This window comes from Sutterella sp. (genome assembly GCF_030539355.1).
Classification (GTDB): Bacteria; Pseudomonadota; Gammaproteobacteria; order Burkholderiales; family Burkholderiaceae_F; genus Sutterella.
Genome location: NZ_JAUNSF010000004.1, coordinates 1 through 18,059, shown reverse-complemented (window position 1 = coordinate 18,059; position 18,059 = coordinate 1). Strand labels below are relative to the sequence as shown.

Sequence of the window (18,059 nt, the reverse complement as noted above, 5' to 3'; positions counted from 1 at the left end):
CTGCAGGGCCGGCGCCGTGAGGAGATGAATCAGAACGGAACGTCCTCTTCGAGCGAGTCGATCGGAGCGGAGGCCGCGGCGGGCGACGGAGCGGGCTGGGGCGCCGGACGGGCGGCCTGGCGGGCCGGGGCGGGACGGGCCGCGCTCTCGAACTCGTCGTGCGGGGCGTAGCCGCTGTCATCCTGACGGTCATTGCGGCCGCCGAGGAACTGCATCACTTCGCCGACGATCTCGGTCGACCAGCGGTCCTGGCCGTTCTGATCGGTCCACTTGCGGGTGCGCAGACGGCCCTCGATGTAGACCGAGCGGCCCTTGCGGAGGTAGTCCTTGGCGAGCTCGGCGAGGCGGCCCCAGAGGACCACGCGGTGCCATTCCGTCTCCTCGACGGGGTTGCCGTCGCGGCCCTTGTAGCGACGCGAGGTCGCGATACGGAGCGTCGCAATGGCGGTGTTGCTGTCGGGGGTGTAGCGAACGTCAGGGTCAGCGCCCAGATTGCCGATGAGAATTACCTTGTTGACGGAAGCCATGTTCAGTAACCGGTGTATAAAAAATCTTAAAAATCAAATCAATTAAGGGCTTCCCCAGGTTCCCGGCTGGCGCAAGGAGGCTCCTTGAGGCCAAAGGCTGAGGCGAGCCACAGAAGCATAGCAAAAGCGCAGGCGAAGAAAACGGCTTCGGCGCTCCACGTTTGAGCAATCCAGCCGCCCGCGGTGCCGCCCGCGAAGAGGCCGAGGTTCTGGGTGGTGTTGTAGATGCCCATCGCGAGGCCCTTGTCGCTCTTCGGCGCCATGCGGGAGATGAGGGAGGGGAGCGTCGCCTCGAGCACGTTGAAGCCCATGAAGAAGAGTCCGAGGAGGAAGGCGATCTCCCAGATCGAGTGCATCAGGTAGGCAAAGAGCACGAAGGCCGCCGTGAGAAAGCCGATCATGATGCGCATCACGCGCACGAGGGCGTTCTTCCTTTCGCCCACGATGATGAGCGGCGCCATCACGCAGAAGCCCGCGATCACCGCGGGCAGGTAGACCTGCCAGTGCTCGCCCGTGGGAAGGTCCATGCTCGCCAGCCGCGTGGGCACCACGACGAAGATCGCGGTGAGGACCGCATGGAGCACGAAGATGCCGATGTTGAGCCGCAGGAGCTGCGGGTCGAGCGCGATCTGCTGCCAGGGCTTCCCCGAGGCGGGCGTGCGGATCATCTGCGGGGCGTCCGGCACGACGAAGCGCACGACGGCGATCGCGATGAGGGCGAGGACGCCCGTGAGCGCGAAGAGCCCCTCGATGCCGCAGACGCGGGCCAGGGGCGGCGAGATGAGGAGCGAGAGCGCGAAGGTGAGTCCGATCGAGGCCCCGACCATGGCCATCGCCTTCGTGATGACGCGCTCGCGGACGCTGTCGGAGATGAAGGCCGTCACGGCCGCGGAGATCGCGCCCGCGCCCTGGAGCGCGCGGCCGATGAAGACGCCGGTGATCGAGCCCGCGCAGGCGGCGATGAAACTGCCGAGCGCGAAGAGGGCGAGGCCCGCGATGATGACGGGTTTCCTGCCGAAGCGGTCCGAGGCCGCGCCGAACGGGATCTGCAGCAGCCCCTGCGAGAGGCCGTAGACGCCGAGCGTGAGTCCCACCAGGAAGGCGTTCTCGCCGCCCGGAAGCTCGCGCGCGTAGACGGCGAAGACCGGGAGAATCACGAAGAGGCCGAGCATGCGCAGGGCGAAGATGCTCGCCAGAGCGAGGCTCGACTTTTTTTCCTGCGCGGTCATGCGCCAGGCGGCCGATTTGGACATGGGAGAAGCGGGCGGGGTGAGGAGGGTGACCGGGGTTAAGTTCCTGCCCGTCCCGCGGGCGGGATAGGCCGGATGCATCGGGTTATAGTTTTTTCTCTTTTCCGTCTCCTTAAATCGCACCACTCCCGAAAGGGGTATGTCCATGGACAGCATCTCGGTGCGCGGCGCGCGCACGCACAATCTGAAGAACATCTCGCTCGACATCCCGCGCGGGCGTCTCGTCGTCATCACCGGGCTCTCGGGCTCGGGGAAGAGCTCGCTCGCCTTTGACACGCTCTACGCCGAGGGTGAGCGCCGGTATGTCGAGAGCCTCTCCGCGGATGCGAGACAGTTCCTCGAGCGCCTGCCGCGCGCGGAGGTCGACCAGGTGACGGGGCTTCCCCCGGCGATCGCGATCGACCAGAGAAGCGCCGCGGGCGGCGCGCGCTCCACGGTCGGGAGCGTCACGGAGACCGAGGACTATCTGCGGCTTCTTTTCGCGCGCTCGGGCACGCCCCACTGCCCGAGGCACGGCGTGCCGCTCGAGGCGAAGTCGGTCGCGGCGATGACGGACGAACTCATCCTCGCCGCGGAGGAGAAGCGCGTCCTCATCCTCGCGCCCGTCTGGCGCCGCCGCCAGGTCGCGGCGGGCGAGGCGAGGGCGCTCTTCTCGAAGCTTCTCGCCGAGGGCTACCAGCGCGTGCGCGTCGGCGACGAGGTGATGATGCTCGACGACCTGCCGCAGGAGGACTTCCTCGCCGACGGTGAGCCGCACGATCTCGCGGTCGTTGTCGACCGCCTGCGGGTGCGGGCCGACCAGCGCGAGCGCATCGCGGAGAGCCTTGAGAACGCCGCGGGACTCGCGGGCGGGCTCGCCGCGGCCGCCGACATGGACGGCGACTGGAGCGCGGCCTGGTCGGTGAACAACGCCTGCCCCTTCTGCGACTTCGCCGCGGGAGAGCTTGAGCCGAGGAACTTCTCGCGCATGAGTCCGAAGGGAGCCTGCCCGGCCTGTCACGGCACGGGCCTCGTCGACGAGGAGCCCTGTCCGGCCTGCTCCGGCTCGGGACTCTCCGAGGTCGCGAGGAATGTCCGCGTGGCCGGGCTCACGATCGCCGACCTGATGGAGATGCCCGTCGAGGACCTGCGCGGGTGGCTCGCCGGGCTTGAATTGCCAGGCATACGCGGCGAGGCCGCGCGGCGGATCATCGCGGGCGCGGGGACGCGTCTCGCGTGCCTCGCGGACCTCGGCCTCGGGTACCTGACGCTCGGCCGCCGCGCCTCGACCCTCTCGGGGGGCGAGCGTCAGCGCATCCGCCTCGCCGGTCAGATCGGCTCGGGGCTCTCCGGGGTCCTCTATGTGCTCGACGAGCCGAGCATCGGGCTCCACCCCGCGGACGGCGAGCGGCTCATCCGGACCTTGAAGGGCCTGAGGGACCTCGGCAACACCGTGCTCGTCGTCGAGCACGATGCGGAGATGATGCGCGCCGCGGACCGGATCATCGACATGGGGCCGGGCGCGGGAGAGCTCGGCGGCCGCGTCGTCGCCGAAGGAAGCCCCGGGGAGGTGATGGCCAACCCGGACTCGGTCACGGGCGCCTATCTTTCGGGAAGGCGCACCGCGGTGCCGGAGCGCCCCGCCTTTGCGGCGGAGAGCAGCCGGTGGCTCAGGCTCACGGGCGCGTCGGGGCGGACGCTCCGCAACGTGACGCTCGAGATCCCCGTCGGGGCGCTCACGGTCGTGACCGGCCCCTCGGGGTCGGGGAAGTCCACGCTCATCTCGGACACGCTTGCCGCGGCCGCGGCGGCCCGTCTCAACCGCGCCGAGGATCGGTCGCTGCCCTTCGAGTCGATCGAGGGACTCGAGGCCTTTGACCGCGCGGTTGTCGTCGACCAGAGTCCGCTCGGCCGCAACGCCCGCTCGAACACAGCGACCGCCACGGGGCTCTTCGCCCCGGTGCGCGAGCTCATGGCCCAGACGCTCACCGCGCGCGAGCGCGGCTACGGCGCGGCGCGCTTCTCCTTCAACCAGAAGGGAGGGCGGTGCGAGGCCTGCGGGGGCGAGGGCGAGGTGAGAATCGAGATGCAGTTTCTCCCCGACCTCACCGTGCCCTGCGACGTGTGCGGCGGGAAGCGCTACAACCGCGAGACGCTCGAGTGCCGCTGGAAGGGGCTCTCGATCGCGGACATCCTGGATCTCACCGTCGACGAGGCGCTCGAAAAGTTCTCCGCGCACCCGCAGATGCGCCCGCGCCTCACGGCGCTCGCCGACACGGGGCTCGGCTACCTGCGGCTCGGGCAGAGCGCGGCGACGCTCTCCGGAGGCGAGGCGCAGCGTGTGCGGCTCGCCACCGAGCTCGCGAAGCGCTCGGACGGGCGGACGCTCTACATCCTCGACGAGCCCACGACGGGACTGCACTTCGAGGACACGGCGAAGCTTCTCGCAGCGATCAGACGCCTCACCGCCGCCGGCAGCACCGTTCTCATCGTCGAGCACGACCTCGACGTCATCGCCGCCGCGGACTGGGTGATCGACATGGGCCCGGGCGGGGGCGAATCTGGCGGCAGGATCGTCGCCGCCGGCACGCCCGAGGCGGTCGCTGCGGATCCGGAGAGCCCCACGGGCCCCTGGCTCGCCCGCGCGCTCTGAAAAGAAAAGCCCGGAGCAGAGATCAGACTCTGTCCGGGCGCACAACCACGCGAAAACGGTAATTCACCGATGCGCGCATCTTTCGGTGAATAACTCCGAAATTTGCGCGCAACCACTTGATTTATCTAAAAAACGTTTGTGGATAAATCTGTGGACGACTGAAACCCGCCGCGGATTGCAATACGGGTTTTTCAGGATTGCTTCTGAGCGAGTTCCGCGGCGCGGTGCTGCTCGAAGTTCCAGCCGTCGCGGCACATGTCCTCGATGTTGCACTGGGCTTCCCAGCCGAAGAGCTCGCGGGCGAGCGACGGATCGGCCCAGTTGGCGGCGATGTCGCCGGCGCGGCGCGGGGCGAAGTTCACCGGGACCTTGCGGCCCGAGGCCTTCTCGAAGGCGGCGACGATCTCGAGCACGCTGTAGCCGCGGCCGCAGCCGAGGTTGACGGCCTTCCAGCCCTCGTGGCTCATGCAGTAGGGGAGCGCCGCGGCGTGGCCGCGCGCGAGGTCCATCACGTGGATGAAGTCACGCACGCCCGTGCCGTCCGGGGTGTCGTAGTCGTTGCCGAAGACGTTGAGGACCGGGAGGCGGCCGCTTGCCACGCGGGCGACGTAGGGCATCAGGTTGTTCGGGATGCCGTTCGGGTCCTCGCCGATGAGTCCGGACGGATGCGCGCCGATCGGGTTGAAGTAGCGCAGGCAGATGCAGCTCCAGGTCGGGTCGGCGCGGCAGAGGTCGGAGAGGATCTCCTCGATCTGCAGCTTCGTGCGGCCGTAGGGGTTCGTCGCCTCGCCCGTCGGATCGCTCTCGCGCAGCGGCAGGCTCTGCGGGGTGCCGTAGACCGTCGAGGAGGAGCTGAAGATCAGGCGCTTCACGCCCGTGGCGCGCATCGCCTCGAGGAGGCGGAGCGTGCCGATGATGTTGTTGTCGTAGTACTCGAGGGGCTTGACGACGGATTCGCCGACGGCCTTGAGGCCGGCGAAGTGGATGACCGCGTCGATCTTCTCGTCGCGCAGGACTTCCTCCATGCGGGCCTGGTCACGGATGTCGCCCTCGATGAACTTCGGGGCCTTGCCGGTGATCTGCTCGATGCGCCCGGTGACGGCGCGGTCCGCGTTCGAGAGGTTGTCGTAGAGCACGGGCTCGTGGCCGCCCTCCTGCAGCACGACGGCCGTGTGCGAGCCGATGAATCCCATGCCGCCCGTGAGAAGTACGCGCATACAATCTTCCTTTATGGTTTGAAGTGGTGTTTTCCCGGACTGCCTTACCGCTCGGACCTCCGTAAACGGAGCGGCCCGGAAAAGTATCGATCCGAGCATTTTCGCCCGTGAAACGCATTGTCGGCAAACGACACCGCGATTTCTCTTTTGCAAAGGACTCCCTCATGACGCTCAGCAATGCGATACGGAGCCATGTGCGCCTCGCGGCGCTTGCCGTCTGCTGCCTCGCCGCCACAGAAGTGGCCGCGGCGACGCCCGATGAAGTGCGTGCCCGCTGCCGGGCGGAGAACCGTCCCTGCGTGGGTCTCGTCCTCTCGGGCGGCGCGCCCGCGGTTTCGCGCACGTGGGCGTCCTCAGGGTGCTCGAGGAAATGGGGGTGCGCGTTGACGTGCTCACCGGCACCTCGATGGGCTCGATGATCGGCGGCGCCTATGCGGCGGGCTTCACGGTCGACGAGCTCGAGCGCACGGTGACGGGCGTTGACTGGGATCAGATGCTCGCGCCCCACCCGAACCGCGCGCTCCTCTCCTGGCGCAAGAAGGACGACGACTACAAGAGCCTGCCCGCGAGCGGCATCGAGGTGACGAAGGACGGCACGCCGAAGCTGCCCGAGTCGTTCGTCCCCGCCGAGGAGCTCGCGCTCTTCCTCGCGCGCGAGACCGTCCCGGTCGACATGGTGCGCGACCTCTCGATGCTGCCGATTCCCTTCGCCGCGCCCGCCACCGACCTCGTCACGGGCGAGCGCGTCATCATGCAGAAGGACGCGTCGGTGCGCGAGGCGATGCGCGCCTCGATGTCCATCCCGGGCGCCTTCGCGCCCGCTCAGTTCCACGGGAAACTTCTCGTTGACGGCGGCCTCGTCGACAACCTCCCCGTTCAGCTTGCCCGCGACATGGGCGCGGACGTGGTGATCGCCGTGAACGTCGGCACGCCGCTCTCGAAGCGCGAGGAACTCACGAACGTCGTGGGCGTGATGGCGCAGATGGTGAACCTCCTCACCGAGCAGAACGTGAGGAACTCGCTCGCCGCGCTCGAGGAGGGAGACCTTCTCATCACGCCCGATCTCGAGGGCTTCACGTCGGCCGACTTCAAGCGCTCCAAGGAGATCATCGCGGCGGGCGAGAAGAGCGCCCGCGCCGTGGCCGAGGAGATCGCGCGCTTCATCCGCCCGAAGGCCGAGTGGACGCAGTGGTCCGAGGCGAGGACGCGGTACTTCCACCACACCGAGAACGAGGGGCCGCTCTACGTCACCGACGTGATCGTCGCGGAGCGCCCCGGCGCGGTGATCCCGCACGAGCGCATCCTTGAGCGCGCGCAGATCCGCACGAACAAAACGTACAGCCGCAGGACGCTCGACGCCGCGGCGAGAAGCCTCTACGCCGACGGCGTCTTCGAGAGCATCACCTACCGCGTGGTCCCGGGCGACAACGGCACCTACGTCGTGGAGCTCGAGCCCCGCGAGCGCGACACGAACTACTCGAGCGTGCGCTTCGGCGGGTCCGTCGAGACGGACTTCGACAGCGTGAGCACCTTCAACTTCCTCTTCGCGCACGCCTGGCACATCAACCCGCTCGGGAGCGAATGGCGCAACGAACTGCAGGTGGGCGAGGACCAGCGCTTCCTCACGCAGTTCTACCAGCCCTTCAATCTCTTCGGACTGCCGCTCTTCATCGAGCCCGAGATCTCCTGGGAGCGCAGGCTCTACGACATCTACGAGGGAAAGAACGCGGTCGCGACGTGGCGAAGCGCCACGACGGACATGAGGGCGCTCCTCGGCATGGAGTTCCCGCGCCTCGGCTACGCCGGCGTCTCCGCAGGCTGGATGTCGCGCGAGTCCTCGCTCGAGGTGGGCCGTGACGTGCCTCCCTGGGACGAGGTGGATGCGTCCTACATCGGCTTCGAGCTCTTCCTCGACACGCTCGACAACGTGAGCTTCCCGACGAAGGGCTTCCGGCTCGAGGCGAACGGCAGGTTCACCGACAAGGCGAGCGTGCTCGAGGGCAACGTGCACCTGCTCGAGGTCAATGCGCTCGTCCCCTGGAGCTGGGGGCCCTGGACCGCGGTGCTCGAGGGCGAGTACGGACACACCACCGTCTCGGGCTACTACCGGCTCGGCGGCGCGGGCCGCATGGCGGGCGCTCCTTACGGCCGCTGGTCGGGCTCGCACCTGCAGTACGGCCGTTTCGCCTTCTCACGCAATCTCTCGGACCTGCTGCCCTTCCCGGTGCCGGTCTGGGCTGGCGTGCAGGGCGAGATCGGCCGCGCCTGGAACAGCGGCGGCGAGTCGGCGGGCTTCGGCAACACCGACAATCAGTGGCGGAAATCCGCCTCCTGGTTCATCGGCGTCGACAGCCCGATCGGTGCGATCCAGCTCACCGCCGGCCGCACGTTCGGCGAGGGCTCGGGCATCTACCTGCTCTGGGGCTACCGCGACTGATCTCAGCAGCCGCATTCAACGAAAAAAGCGCTCCGGCCGCGATGGCTTCGGAGCGCTTTTTCTTGAGGCGAGACGGAAAGGGCCGTCTTATTCCTTCTTCGAGCCGTCCGGGATGTTCTTCACGGCGAGCTCGAGGGCGCGCAGCGACACGCTGATCTCCTGCGAGAAGAAGAGCGCGGAGAACACGATGAGCAGCACGCAGATCACGAGGAGGATGCTCTCGGGGACCGAGAGATTGACGCCGAGGAAGCTCGAGCTCACGCTCACGGCGACGAGGATCGCGGCGACGAGCGCCGAGAGCGCGACCGAGAGCATGCCGCGGCGCAGCAGCGACGCGCGGATGAAGAGCAGGTCGATTTCGCGGTCGATGATGGGGATCATGGGCGAGCCCGGGATGGTGTGGCGCTTCGCCATCAGCTGGCGGATGCGGTTCGTCGCGTGGTTGTAGCGGTTCGTCATGCACATCATCAGCAGGCCCACGCCCGAGATGAGCGTGATCGGGCCGAGGGCGAGGGCAAGCGACTGATTGAATTCAGTGATGGAGATCATTTTCTTTCTTCTCCCGGGAATCAGGCGAGGGGCAGGCGGGACTTGCCCGGAAGGTGCTCGATGGCCATCTGAAGGGCGTGGAGCGAGACGCGGACCTCGAGGCTGAAGTAGACCGTCGAGGCGACGATCAGCGCGAGACCGAGGCCGAGCCAGAAGGAGCTCACGATGATGAAGTTGAGCGCGGTGAGGTGCGCGAGCACGTTGGTCGCGACGAGGAGGCCCGAGCAGACGTCGGAGAGCACGAGGCAGAGCATCGCGCGGCGCAGGTACTTGGCGCGGCGGAAGAGCAGGTGAATCTCGCGGTCGATGTCGGGCTCGAGCGAGTAGTCACCGTCCTCGCGGCGCTTGAGGAGCTGGCGGATGCGGTCGGTCGTGTGGTTGTAGCGGGCGACCATGCACAGAAGCATCAGGCCGACGCCCGAGATGAGCGTGATCGGCGTGAGCGAGTTGGCAAGCATGCTTGCGAAGAAATCCATTTGAGCTGCGGCGCGCCGCCCTCGTTCGAGGGGCCGGGGAGGTCGCGCCTTCTCCTAGTAGTAATTGTTGAAGCGGGTCTAAAGTGTTATCTGCCGCTCTGCGGCCGGGGACGGCCACGGCCGTCTCCGGCGGGCGCCGGGACGGCTCGGCTCCGGGCGCGCAAGCCCGGAGACTTTCCTTCGGGGAGACGTCCGCCTGCGGCTTGTGCGGACGAAGGATTTTCCCCCGGGAGCCCCATCAATCGGGATGGCGGGGCCTGAGGGGAAGGGAATCGGGGTGTCAGGCCTTGGGGGCCTCGGCGGGGGCGGCGTCCCTGAGGAAGTCCGCGATGCGCGGGGCGACGATGCGCTTGAAGTCCTCGGTCGAGATGATGATCGAGACGTCGCGGGCGCCGGCGTTGAAGGCCAGTTCGTCGTAGCGCGTGAAGAGCGTCGGGTCGCAGATGAGCGTGAGGTCCGGGTGGAAGCTCACCGGCGGAACGGCGCCGAAGATGCAGCCCGTGAGCTCCATCACCTCGTCGGGCGAGGCGAGCGAGGCGCGGCGTCCGCCGACGGCGGCTGCGAGCTTCGAGAGGTCGGCCTGCATGTCCGCGGGCAGCACGCCGAGGACGTGCATCTTGACGCCGTTGCCCTTGACGGTGCAGCACAGCGCCTTCGCGCCCTGGCCGAGCTCGGTGCCGCGGATGTCGGCGACGGACTGGCTCGTGCGGTCGCCGGCCTCGTGGTGAAGAACGCGGAAGCGGGCGCCGCCTTCGGTGAAGAGCGTCGTGAGGCGCTCGAGAACATTGTCGATCATGGTGGCAGGGGATCGAAAGGTGAAGCCGGGCCGGGCCCGGAGCGGGTGAACCGGGGTCCGGAGAAGGCTTCTGGGAAAAAATGGGCGTATAGAATACGCCGATTCGCCGGCCGTTGTTTCCCTCGGCGTCACGTCGGAAAGTGAATCCGTCCGGCAGACTTCAAATTTTCTTCTTCAGGAGTGGCAATGAAGCAGGAGCCCGAGGGCGTTGTGCTCGCCTTTGACTTCGGTCTCGCCCGCACGGGCGCGGCCGTCGGCAACACACTGACGAACTCCGCCCGGGCGCTCGCGATTCTCGACACGCCCACGAACGACTCGCGCTGGAAGGCCGTGGCAGCTCTCATCGAGGAGTGGAGCCCGGCTTTTCTCGTCGTGGGCGTTCCGCGTCTCGGGGACGGCTCGCCCTCGACCCTCACGGCCCGCTGCGAGCGGTTCGCGAGGCAGCTCGGCGGCCGCCACCACCTGAAGGTCTTCACCGTGGACGAACGCTTCTCCTCGGTGGAGGTCGAGCACGGGCGCGACCACATTGACGACGAGGCCGCCCGCGTCATCCTTGAGCAGTTCTTCCGGGAGTCGGAGGCGCGCCGCGCCGCCGCCTCCCACTGAAGCGAGAGCAACAACATGCGCTACGTTGTCGGCACTTTCCGGCTGATTCTTCTCTTCTTCCTCGCGATCCTCATCTTCCTCGTGGCGGTGGGGCTCTTCCCCGTGCTTCAGCACCGCACCCGCGCCTGGTACGTCAAGCACCTCGCCCCGTGGATCACGGCGGTGATCGGCGTCAGGGTGACCGTCAAGGGCAGCGTCCCCGACCCCTCCGCCGCGGCGGGCATCCGTGACAGGGGGCCCGGCTACCTCGTGAGCGCGAACCACATCTCGTTCCTCGACATCTTCATCCTGGACTCGATCCTGCCCGTGCGCTTCATCGCCAAGAAGGAGATCGGCTCCTGGCCGGTGTTCGGACCGATCACGACCCACGTGGGCACGATCTACATCGACCGCTCGAGGAAGCGCGCGGTGCTTGAGGTGGCCGAGGCGATGGCCGCCGCTCTCCGCGAAGGCACGAACGTGCTCTTCTTCCCCGAGGGCACGACGGGCCCGGGCGACAAACTGCTGCCCTTCTACGCGAACCTCTTCGCGGGCGCCGAGCCCGCGGGCGCGGAGATCCTGCCCGTGACGATCCGCTACACGGTGAACGGGGAAACCTCGACGCTCGCCTCCTACGCGCACGAGACGCTCGGCACGGTTCTGAAGCGCGTGATCTTCACCCCCGGCGTCGGCGCCGAGGTGACGATCCTCGATCCGATTCCCTCCGTCGGCCGCGACCGCAGGGAACTCGCCGCCGAGGCCTCCCGCGTGATGGCCGGCGCCCTCGGCTGGGCCGATGCGACCGCCGAGAAGGAGCGCGCCCGCTCCGACCGCATGCGCGCCTCCGGCATCCGCAGCGCGGACGGGGAGACGAAGACGGAGGAGAAGCCGGCGGAAAAGACTGAGGCGCCTGCCGCGGAGAAGCCTGCGGAGACGCCCGCGGAGCAGACGCCGGCCGCCTGATTTTGATCAGGCGAGCGGGTTGGACCAGCAGGGGCAGTTCTCGGTGAAGAGACGGCGGTCGGGGATGCGCACCGCCGTGAGCTCCCCGCCCCAGAGGCAGCCCGTGTCGATCGCCATCAGGTCCGGGCGGTTGATGAGACCGAGCATGGACCAGTGACCGAAGCAGACGGGCGCGCCCAGGGGCTTGCGCCCGCGGAACTCGAACCAGGGCACGAGATTGGCCGGCGCGCGGCCGACGCCCTCCTTCTGGTCAAAGTCAAGCAGACCCGTCTCGCGGTCAACAAACCGCATGCGGGTGAAGCCGTTCAGAATCGCACGCAGACGGTCGTCGCCCGTGAGGTCCGGCGCCCACTGGGTCTTGCCGTACATGTGCGCGAGCGACCGCTTCCAGTCGTCGCCCGCGAGCTCCGCCTCGACCTCGTGCGCGAGCGCACGGGCCGTGGGCAGGTCCCAGAGGGGCGGCACGCCCGCGTGGACGAAGATCACGCCGTCGCGCTCGACCATGAGCGGCCGCGTGCGCACCCAGTCAAGAAGTTCTCCGGCGTCCGGGGCCTCGAGAATGGGGCCGATCGTGTCCTTGCGGTGGACCTTGCCCGCGCCGGCGGCGCAGGCAAGGAGATGCATGTCGTGGTTGCCGAGGAGCGCCGTCGCGCGGTCGCCGAGCCCCATGATGAACCGGAGCGTCTCGAGCGACTGCGGTCCGCGGTTGACGAGGTCGCCGACGAAGAGCAGTTCCGCATCGCCGGGAAGCTGCTCGAGAAGCCCCTCAAGGCTCTCAAGACAGCCCTGGACATCACCGATCGCGTAGAGATTGCCGCTCATTGGTACTCCTCAATTGACTGCATGCAGTTGCCGCGGCCGGGGATGCGCGGTAAGCTCACCCGACTCACTTCGCGGCACCGGAAGATTCTAGAACGACATTCCGGCGGACCGCTCTAGCTCCCTCGGTTCACCATCCTTCACGAAACAACTCGGTTTTTGAAAAATCCTATGAAGCCCGTTCGCAAAGTTGTCTTCCCGGTCAACGGTCTCGGCACCCGTTTCCTTCCCGCCACCAAGGCCATGCCGAAGGAGATGCTCCCGGTCGTTGACAAGCCGCTGATCCAGTATGCCCTTGAGGAGGCCGCGGCCGCCGGCATCACGGAGATGATCTTCGTCACGGGCCGCAACAAGCGCGCCATCGAGGACCACTTCGACACCTACGCCGAGCTTGAGCGCGAGCTCGAGACGAAGGGCAAGAACGAGCTCCTCGAGATCGTCCGCGAGATCGTCCCGCCCGGAGTCCGCTGCATCTACATCCGCCAGCCGCAGCCGCTCGGCCTCGGCCACGCGGTTCTCTGCGCCAAGCCCGTCGTCGAGGACTCGCCCTTCGCCGTCATCCTCGCCGATGACCTGATGGACGCCAAGACCTCCACGATCGGCCAGCTCATCGACGCCCGCACCGCCCAGGGCGGCGGCTCGGTGCTCGCCGTCCAGGACGTCGCTCCCGAGGAGACGAAGAAGTACGGCATCGTGAGCGTTGACGACGCGACCCAGAACACCTCGCGTCTGCGCGGCATCGTCGAGAAGCCCGATCCGAGCGTCGCCCCGTCGCGCCTCGCCGTCATCGGCCGCTATGTGTTCGAACCCGAGATCTTCGACCACCTCGAGAAGCTCACCGCGGGCGTGGGCGGCGAGATCCAGCTCACCGACGGCATCGCCACGATGCTGAACGAATCCCCGGCCTACGCGCACCGCTTCGAGGGCACGCGCTTTGACTGCGGCAGCAAGCAGGGCTTCCTTGACGCCACGGTGCACTTCGCGCGCAAGCGCGGCTTCCGCATCGGCTGATACGCGCCTCAGAGCCTGAAGTAAAGGAAGGGCCGTCCATGGGTGACCACGGGCGGCCTTGTCGTATTTGTGGTCGGCGACCGCATGTACAGGAAGAGAAAGGTGAGTGCAAGGAACATTCTTCTATAATCTTCCAAATCTTTTACTTATGCTTAGAAGATAGAAGAAAACCGGGAGAGCACGATGACTGAGACGACGCAGCCCTGGGGGCGACATGAGTCCGAAAGAGTTGAGTTCAAGCAGGCTTGGTCGGACACAGCCCAGAAGACGATGATCGCTTTTGCCAATACCTACGGTGGCACCATCTACTTTGGTGTTGATAATGACGGCAAAGGCGTAGGCGTGGAAGACTTCGACAGGATAGAACGCACCGTCTTTACGTTCGCACGAAACGGTGTCGAGCCTGACATGAGCAGCCTGATTCGCGTGAAGCCGATTGCCCTGCCTGATGGCAAAACAGTCGCGGCCGTTCAGGTGTTGCTTGGCGATGACCGCCCCTACGCTTTCAAAAACAAGAACTGGACCAACGGCGGCGTTTTCATACGGGTCGGCTCATCGTCTCTCCAGGCAGAGCGCTCCGAGATCATGGGCATGGCGAAGGATTTGATTCCCTGGGAAGAGCGCATAGCCCGCTTTCAGGATCTGACTTTCGAAGAAGCTCGCCGCATCTGCCAGACACGGGCCGTGCCATTTTCAGAAGCGAACTTTGTGGGCTATGGCATTGCGGACACCTATGGACGCTTCACGAATTTCGGCTTGCTCCTCTCTGACCAGAACCGGGAACACATCAAGATCAGCGAGTTTCTTGGCGAGGACGACCGTTACTCTGGCGGACCTGAACTCAAGGGATCGATCCTGAAGCAGCGCGAGGATGCCCTGAAGATTCTGGAACAGAACAACCTGCCGCGCAGCACTAAAACGACAGACGGGGAAGAGCGTATAGATGTCAACCCTTGGCCGCCCGTCGCCGTTCGTGAGGCGCTCACGAATTGCATCGTTCATCGCGATTTCAACATTGATCTGCCGTCTCCCACCACGGTGAATATCTTTGCCGATCGGATGGTTTTCCAGACCGTTGCGACACTTCCAGCGGGTCTGACGATCGAGGATCTGTACCAGGACGGCTTCTCATTCTGCAGGAACCGCTTTCTTTCCGAGCTTTTCCTGCGCCTGCGCTGGATGGAAAAAGCGGGGAGCGGTTTCGCCGATATATTCGCGGGCTATGAAGAATCTTTCTTGAAGCCGTCGTGCGCGTGCTCGACGCGAATTTTCAAGATCACGCTACCGAAGCTGCAAAAATCGCCCACTCTGAACGAAAAAGTTGCGGCGCTGATACGTGAGTACGGGTCTCTCAGCCCCAAGGAACTTCAGGGGAAAGTGAACGTCCCACGCTCCACTCTCAACAAGGCCCTGAAGGAACTGGTCGACTCGAAGATGATCCTTCGGACAGGTGCCGGCAGAAGCACCTGCTACATCCCTGGGAAGAACTCATAGCAGGACGAGGATGGTGTAGGCGGGTCCTGAACACGGCTCAGGGTTCGAGCAGCTCGAAGGTGACGTCCGTGTCGCCCGTGCGCGCGAAGATCTCGACGCCCTTGTCGATGCGCCCGACCTTCTGCATGGAGCTGATCACCTCTCCGTTCTGGCGGTACATGATCACGAAGCTCTTCATCGGCAGCCAGTACGTGATGTCGCCCACCTCGTAGCCGCTCGTGCCGGCCTCCTCGGCGGGCAGGCCCTTCCTCAGGTTGTGGCACATCTCGCGCGCGAAGAGATCCTTCATGTGAAGCGTGAGCGGCAGACGCGCCGCGAAGGCGCGCGCCGTGGCGTTGTCGAGGAGCGTCGCCGTGAGCGTGTGACCAGCGGCGGTCACCCTGAGGCGTATGGGCTCGGCGGCCTGCGCCGAACCCGCGCCGCCCGCAAAGGAGACGGCGGAGAGAAGGACGAGGGGAAGAATGCGGAAATTCATGATCGGGGCTCCATAGAGGAAAATTGCCTGAAACTGAGCATATTTCCGCGGGCCCCCGTGAGTTAAGGGCGGAACCGGGCAATTGACTGCCCGATTCTGCCCGGTAAATCTGACTTTCCCCTCCTTATCCGGCCAGGATTCCGGCGAGCCACTCGTCGAGCCTCCTGCCCGTCGCCGCGGCGTGATCCCGCTGGTAGGCGCGGCCGTCGGGCGGCTCGGGGCCGCTCCCCGTGTCGTAGGTGCCCCTGAAGGTGATGGGCCCGCGAACTTCGCGTTCCTCGCCTGTGCGCGCAGCTCCTCCTCGAAGAGGTGCCCGTCGCCCGCGCAGGTGTTGAAGCCGGCGACCCGGGCGCCATGGAAGTCGACGCGGTCGAGGAACGCCATCACGGGCGTGGCGAGTCCGTACCACCAGGCGGGGCTCCCGACGAAGACGAGGTCGTACTTCGAGAGGTCAGGCAGCTGCCCCTTGATTGCGGGGAAGTCGCGCTCCTCGCGCTCGCGCTTAGCGTCCTGGGAGATCTTCGGGCGCTCGCGGCCGTAGAAGCGCTCGGGGACGATCTCGAAGGTGTCCGCGCCCGTGCGTTCCGCGATCATCTCGCCGATCGCGGCGGTGTTGCCGGACTTCGAGTACCAGACGACGAGAACCCTCGGGCGGTAGGCCGCGGAGGAGAGTGCGGGGGAGAGGAGAGCGCCCGCGAAGGCGCCGCAGAGCAGTGCGCGTCGCTTCATGGCAGTGGTCTCCATCACTTGATCAGTTCGAACTTCACGTCCACGTCGCCCGTGCGGTTGAAGACCTCGACGCCCTTGTCGATGCGGCCGAGCTTCTGCAGGCTTGAGATCACCTCGCCGTTCTGGCCGTACATGATCACGAAGCTGTGGCGCGGGGTCCAGTAGACGATGTCGCCCACGTCGTAGCCGCTCGTCGTCACCTCCTCGGCGGGCAGTGCCTCGCGGAAGCGGTAGCACATCTCGCGGCCGTAGAGATCCATCATCGGCAGCGTCAGCGGGAGCTTCGCCGCAAAGGCGCGCGAGGTGGCGTTGTTCTCGAGCGTGGCGGTCATGACATGTTCGCCCGCGGTGAGGCGGATTTTGATCGGTTCGGCCGATGCGGCGCCGCAGGCAAGCGTGATCGCGGACATCAGGACGGCGGAAAGGGCAAGCTTCCTCATGGGACTCTCCTTCAGAAGGAAATCGGTTCATCTGTTGAGGGTCAGTTTATGTTCGAGCCCGGCAGGAAAAGGCAGGAAAGGCGTCAGATATCTGCTGAATCCTCGCAGAGTGCGAGCCAAAAAGAAAACCCGCGCCCGTGCGGGACGGGAGCGGGTTCCATTCCGGCGGCGGCACCGGATCAGGCGCCGCGGACCTTTTTGAGGAGCGCCGTCGTCGAGCGCTGGTGCTCGAAGGTGATCGTCACGCATTTGCCGCCCCATTCGGCGGCGAGCTTCGCCTCGGGCAGGTCCTCGATGCGGTAGTCGCCGCCCTTCACGTAGATCTCGGGACGCGCGAGGGCGAGGGGTTTGAGCGGCACCTTCTCGGGGAAGACGACGACGAGGCTCACGCTCTCGAGCGCGGCGAGCACCGCGGCGCGGTCGGCCTCGGTGTTGACGGGGCGGTCGTCGCCCTTGCCGAGCATCTTCACGGAGGCGTCGCTGTTGACGGCCACGACGAGGCTCGCGCCGAGCGCACGGGCCTGGGCGAGGTAGGTGACGTGCCCGCGGTGCAGGATGTCAAAGACGCCGTTCGTGAAGACGACGGGCTTCGGGAGCTCGGCCGCGCGGCGGGCGAGGTCCTCCATCGAGCAGATCTTGTTTTCAAAGGCGGGGGGCGGGCAGCGGGTGCTCATCGAAAGGACTCCGGGGATGCTTGGGGCGACGGGCCGCAGGTGTTCCCCGGGCCCGGTGTTCCTGAATTTTAGAGGGCGAAGAAAATCCCGGTCACGCAGTTCGGCATGCCGGGATTCTCGGATTGTTTTAGCGGCGGTCTCAGCCCGCGGCGAACTCGCGGAACCAGTCCGACTTCACTGCGGTGAGGAGGTCGCGCTCGACGCGCGTCGCCTCGGGGACGGGAGCGGGAACTTCCTTTCCGTCCGTGCCGAGGAGCACGCACTCGGGCAGACCCGCGCGTAAGCCGGAAACGCAGTCGCGCTGCTTGTCCCCGAAGAGGATGGAGCGCGAGAGGTCGATCCCGAGCGCCTTCGCGGAGTCGAGGATCATGCCCGGGAGCGGCTTGCGGCAGGTGCATTCGCACCGGTAGCGGTCAATGGCGTTGACCGGATGGTGCGGGCAGAAGCGCACGTCGGCGACAGGGGCGCCGGCGCGGGCGAGCTCCGCGGTCATCCAGTCGTTGAGCTTGTGGAAGTCGTCCTCGGTGTAGTACCCGCGGCCGATGCCCGACTGGTTCGTGACGATGACGAGCGCGAACCTTGCTTCGTGGAGGATCCGGAGGGCCTCGACGGCCCCCGGAACCCACTCGAAGTCCTCGCGCTTGTGCACGTAGGCGCGGTCAAGGTTGATCACGCCGTCGCGGTCAAGGAAGGCGGCTCTCACGATCACTCAACCGTCGGGAACTGCTCGAGCAGCGCGCGCATGTACTCGGACGTGCCCTCCTTGACGGTGCGGAACTCGACGTCGCAGCCGCCCTTGCGCAGGTTCGTGAGGTTGGCGCGCGTGAAGGCCTGGTACTTGCCCTTCAGCGCCTCCGGGAACGGGATGTACTCGAGCTCACCCGAGGCGACGGTCTCTTCAAGCGTGAGCTCGCCCTTGCCCTCGCTCTGGCGGATCGTGTTGATCACGGCGAGCGAGACGTTGTTGAAGGGCTCGGCGCGGCCC

At 66.4% G+C, this 18,059-nt stretch carries 18 protein-coding genes and 1 pseudogene; 7 read left to right on the top strand and 12 right to left on the bottom strand.

Going from position 1 to position 18,059, the window contains the following annotated elements; all coding sequences use genetic code 11:
• Positions 1 to 29 precede the first annotated feature (29 nt).
• The gene (locus tag Q4F91_RS01580; RefSeq protein ID WP_303334013.1) at positions 30 to 527 is read right to left on the bottom strand and encodes a single-stranded DNA-binding protein; all 498 of its coding nucleotides are present in this window, start codon (positions 525 to 527) and stop codon (positions 30 to 32) included.
• Between the two features lie 38 nt (positions 528 to 565).
• Positions 566 to 1,780, bottom strand: a complete 1,215-nt coding sequence (locus Q4F91_RS01575; RefSeq protein ID WP_303334012.1) for an MFS transporter — start codon at positions 1,778 to 1,780, stop codon at positions 566 to 568.
• A 142-nt stretch (positions 1,781 to 1,922) separates the two neighbouring features.
• Here Q4F91_RS01575 and uvrA point away from each other — a divergent pair, with 142 nt between their 5' ends.
• Positions 1,923 to 4,409 carry an excinuclease ABC subunit UvrA gene (gene uvrA / locus Q4F91_RS01570; RefSeq protein WP_303334011.1) on the top strand — a complete coding sequence of 829 codons (2,487 nt, stop codon included), beginning with the start codon at positions 1,923 to 1,925 and terminating at the stop codon, positions 4,407 to 4,409.
• 191 nt (positions 4,410 to 4,600) lie between these two features.
• Here the strand turns inward: uvrA and galE are convergent, their stop codons facing one another.
• Positions 4,601 to 5,626 carry a UDP-glucose 4-epimerase GalE gene (galE, locus tag Q4F91_RS01565; protein WP_303334010.1) on the bottom strand — a complete coding sequence of 342 codons (1,026 nt, stop codon included), beginning with the start codon at positions 5,624 to 5,626 and terminating at the stop codon, positions 4,601 to 4,603.
• A gap of 164 nt (positions 5,627 to 5,790) precedes the next feature.
• Here galE and Q4F91_RS01560 point away from each other — a divergent pair, with 164 nt between their 5' ends.
• Positions 5,791 to 6,045, top strand: coding sequence for a hypothetical protein (locus Q4F91_RS01560; protein WP_303334009.1), 255 nt, complete (start codon positions 5,791 to 5,793; stop codon positions 6,043 to 6,045).
• Positions 5,997 to 8,063 carry a patatin-like phospholipase family protein gene (locus tag Q4F91_RS01555; RefSeq protein WP_303334008.1) on the top strand — a complete coding sequence of 689 codons (2,067 nt, stop codon included), beginning with the start codon at positions 5,997 to 5,999 and terminating at the stop codon, positions 8,061 to 8,063. Before Q4F91_RS01560 ends, Q4F91_RS01555 begins: the two co-directional genes overlap by 49 nt.
• Before the next feature lie 87 nt (positions 8,064 to 8,150).
• Here the strand turns inward: Q4F91_RS01555 and Q4F91_RS01550 are convergent, their stop codons facing one another.
• The 3 genes from Q4F91_RS01550 to Q4F91_RS01540 form a co-directional block, all read right to left on the bottom strand.
• Positions 8,151 to 8,612 carry a DUF2721 domain-containing protein gene (locus Q4F91_RS01550; RefSeq protein ID WP_303334007.1) on the bottom strand — a complete coding sequence of 154 codons (462 nt, stop codon included), beginning with the start codon at positions 8,610 to 8,612 and terminating at the stop codon, positions 8,151 to 8,153.
• Positions 8,613 to 8,632: 20 nt separating this feature from the next.
• A complete protein-coding gene (locus tag Q4F91_RS01545; protein ID WP_303334006.1) occupies positions 8,633 to 9,088 on the bottom strand; it encodes a DUF2721 domain-containing protein in 456 nt (151 codons plus the stop codon).
• 280 nt (positions 9,089 to 9,368) lie between these two features.
• Positions 9,369 to 9,884, bottom strand: coding sequence for a YbaK/EbsC family protein (locus tag Q4F91_RS01540; RefSeq protein ID WP_303334005.1), 516 nt, complete (start codon positions 9,882 to 9,884; stop codon positions 9,369 to 9,371).
• A gap of 186 nt (positions 9,885 to 10,070) precedes the next feature.
• Here Q4F91_RS01540 and ruvX point away from each other — a divergent pair, with 186 nt between their 5' ends.
• Together ruvX and Q4F91_RS01530 are read left to right on the top strand one after the other, a co-directional pair.
• Positions 10,071 to 10,490, top strand: coding sequence for a Holliday junction resolvase RuvX (gene ruvX, locus Q4F91_RS01535; RefSeq protein WP_303334004.1), 420 nt, complete (start codon positions 10,071 to 10,073; stop codon positions 10,488 to 10,490).
• Positions 10,491 to 10,505: 15 nt separating this feature from the next.
• The gene (locus Q4F91_RS01530; protein WP_303334003.1) at positions 10,506 to 11,432 is read left to right on the top strand and encodes a 1-acyl-sn-glycerol-3-phosphate acyltransferase; all 927 of its coding nucleotides are present in this window, start codon (positions 10,506 to 10,508) and stop codon (positions 11,430 to 11,432) included.
• Between the two features lie 6 nt (positions 11,433 to 11,438).
• Here the strand turns inward: Q4F91_RS01530 and Q4F91_RS01525 are convergent, their stop codons facing one another.
• Positions 11,439 to 12,254, bottom strand: a complete 816-nt coding sequence (locus Q4F91_RS01525; protein WP_303334002.1) for a symmetrical bis(5'-nucleosyl)-tetraphosphatase — start codon at positions 12,252 to 12,254, stop codon at positions 11,439 to 11,441.
• Between the two features lie 168 nt (positions 12,255 to 12,422).
• Between Q4F91_RS01525 and galU the strand changes: the two genes are divergently transcribed.
• Entirely contained in the window at positions 12,423 to 13,262 is an 840-nt protein-coding gene (gene galU / locus Q4F91_RS01520; RefSeq protein ID WP_303334001.1) for a UTP--glucose-1-phosphate uridylyltransferase GalU, read from the top strand.
• Between the two features lie 183 nt (positions 13,263 to 13,445).
• Positions 13,446 to 14,756: an RNA-binding domain-containing protein gene (locus Q4F91_RS01515; protein WP_303334000.1), complete on the top strand. Its 1,311-nt coding sequence runs from the start codon at positions 13,446 to 13,448 to the stop codon at positions 14,754 to 14,756.
• 37 nt (positions 14,757 to 14,793) lie between these two features.
• On the opposite strand, the gene Q4F91_RS01510 is transcribed toward Q4F91_RS01515, so the two are convergent.
• The 5 genes and pseudogenes from Q4F91_RS01510 to Q4F91_RS01490 all read right to left on the bottom strand — a co-directional run.
• Positions 14,794 to 15,960, bottom strand: a complete 1,167-nt coding sequence (locus Q4F91_RS01510) for a cyclophilin-like fold protein (protein WP_303333999.1) — start codon at positions 15,958 to 15,960, stop codon at positions 14,794 to 14,796.
• A gap of 14 nt (positions 15,961 to 15,974) precedes the next feature.
• Entirely contained in the window at positions 15,975 to 16,400 is a 426-nt protein-coding gene (locus tag Q4F91_RS01505; RefSeq protein WP_303333998.1) for a cyclophilin-like fold protein, read from the bottom strand.
• 179 nt (positions 16,401 to 16,579) lie between these two features.
• Complete coding sequence (rfaE2, locus tag Q4F91_RS01500; protein ID WP_303333997.1) at positions 16,580 to 17,074, bottom strand: D-glycero-beta-D-manno-heptose 1-phosphate adenylyltransferase; 495 nt, start codon at positions 17,072 to 17,074, stop codon at positions 16,580 to 16,582.
• A 139-nt stretch (positions 17,075 to 17,213) separates the two neighbouring features.
• On the bottom strand, positions 17,214 to 17,777 hold the full coding sequence (locus Q4F91_RS01495; protein WP_303333996.1) for an HAD family hydrolase: 564 nt from the start codon (positions 17,775 to 17,777) through the stop codon (positions 17,214 to 17,216).
• Between the two features lie 2 nt (positions 17,778 to 17,779).
• Positions 17,780 to 18,059 (bottom strand): annotated as a pseudogene (locus tag Q4F91_RS01490) (ADP-L-glycero-D-mannoheptose-6-epimerase); the annotation flags it as partial.

Excerpts from the sequence above, each read along its gene's own strand:
- Q4F91_RS01580 (WP_303334013.1), bottom strand. The coding sequence starts at position 527 with ATGGCTTCCGTCAACAAGGTAATTCTCATCGGCAATCTGGGCGCTGAC.
- Q4F91_RS01575 (WP_303334012.1), bottom strand. The coding sequence starts at position 1,780 with ATGTCCAAATCGGCCGCCTGGCGCATGACCGCGCAGGAAAAAAAGTCG.
- uvrA (WP_303334011.1), top strand. The coding sequence starts at position 1,923 with ATGGACAGCATCTCGGTGCGCGGCGCGCGCACGCACAATCTGAAGAAC.
- galE (WP_303334010.1), bottom strand. The coding sequence starts at position 5,626 with ATGCGCGTACTTCTCACGGGCGGCATGGGATTCATCGGCTCGCACACG.
- Q4F91_RS01560 (WP_303334009.1), top strand. The coding sequence starts at position 5,791 with ATGACGCTCAGCAATGCGATACGGAGCCATGTGCGCCTCGCGGCGCTT.
- Q4F91_RS01555 (WP_303334008.1), top strand. The coding sequence starts at position 5,997 with ATGGGGGTGCGCGTTGACGTGCTCACCGGCACCTCGATGGGCTCGATG.
- Q4F91_RS01550 (WP_303334007.1), bottom strand. The coding sequence starts at position 8,612 with ATGATCTCCATCACTGAATTCAATCAGTCGCTTGCCCTCGCCCTCGGC.
- Q4F91_RS01545 (WP_303334006.1), bottom strand. The coding sequence starts at position 9,088 with ATGGATTTCTTCGCAAGCATGCTTGCCAACTCGCTCACGCCGATCACG.
- Q4F91_RS01540 (WP_303334005.1), bottom strand. The coding sequence starts at position 9,884 with ATGATCGACAATGTTCTCGAGCGCCTCACGACGCTCTTCACCGAAGGC.
- ruvX (WP_303334004.1), top strand. The coding sequence starts at position 10,071 with ATGAAGCAGGAGCCCGAGGGCGTTGTGCTCGCCTTTGACTTCGGTCTC.
- Q4F91_RS01530 (WP_303334003.1), top strand. The coding sequence starts at position 10,506 with ATGCGCTACGTTGTCGGCACTTTCCGGCTGATTCTTCTCTTCTTCCTC.
- Q4F91_RS01525 (WP_303334002.1), bottom strand. The coding sequence starts at position 12,254 with ATGAGCGGCAATCTCTACGCGATCGGTGATGTCCAGGGCTGTCTTGAG.
- galU (WP_303334001.1), top strand. The coding sequence starts at position 12,423 with ATGAAGCCCGTTCGCAAAGTTGTCTTCCCGGTCAACGGTCTCGGCACC.
- Q4F91_RS01515 (WP_303334000.1), top strand. The coding sequence starts at position 13,446 with ATGACTGAGACGACGCAGCCCTGGGGGCGACATGAGTCCGAAAGAGTT.
- Q4F91_RS01510 (WP_303333999.1), bottom strand. The coding sequence starts at position 15,960 with ATGAAGCGACGCGCACTGCTCTGCGGCGCCTTCGCGGGCGCTCTCCTC.
- Q4F91_RS01505 (WP_303333998.1), bottom strand. The coding sequence starts at position 16,400 with ATGAGGAAGCTTGCCCTTTCCGCCGTCCTGATGTCCGCGATCACGCTT.
- rfaE2 (WP_303333997.1), bottom strand. The coding sequence starts at position 17,074 with ATGAGCACCCGCTGCCCGCCCCCCGCCTTTGAAAACAAGATCTGCTCG.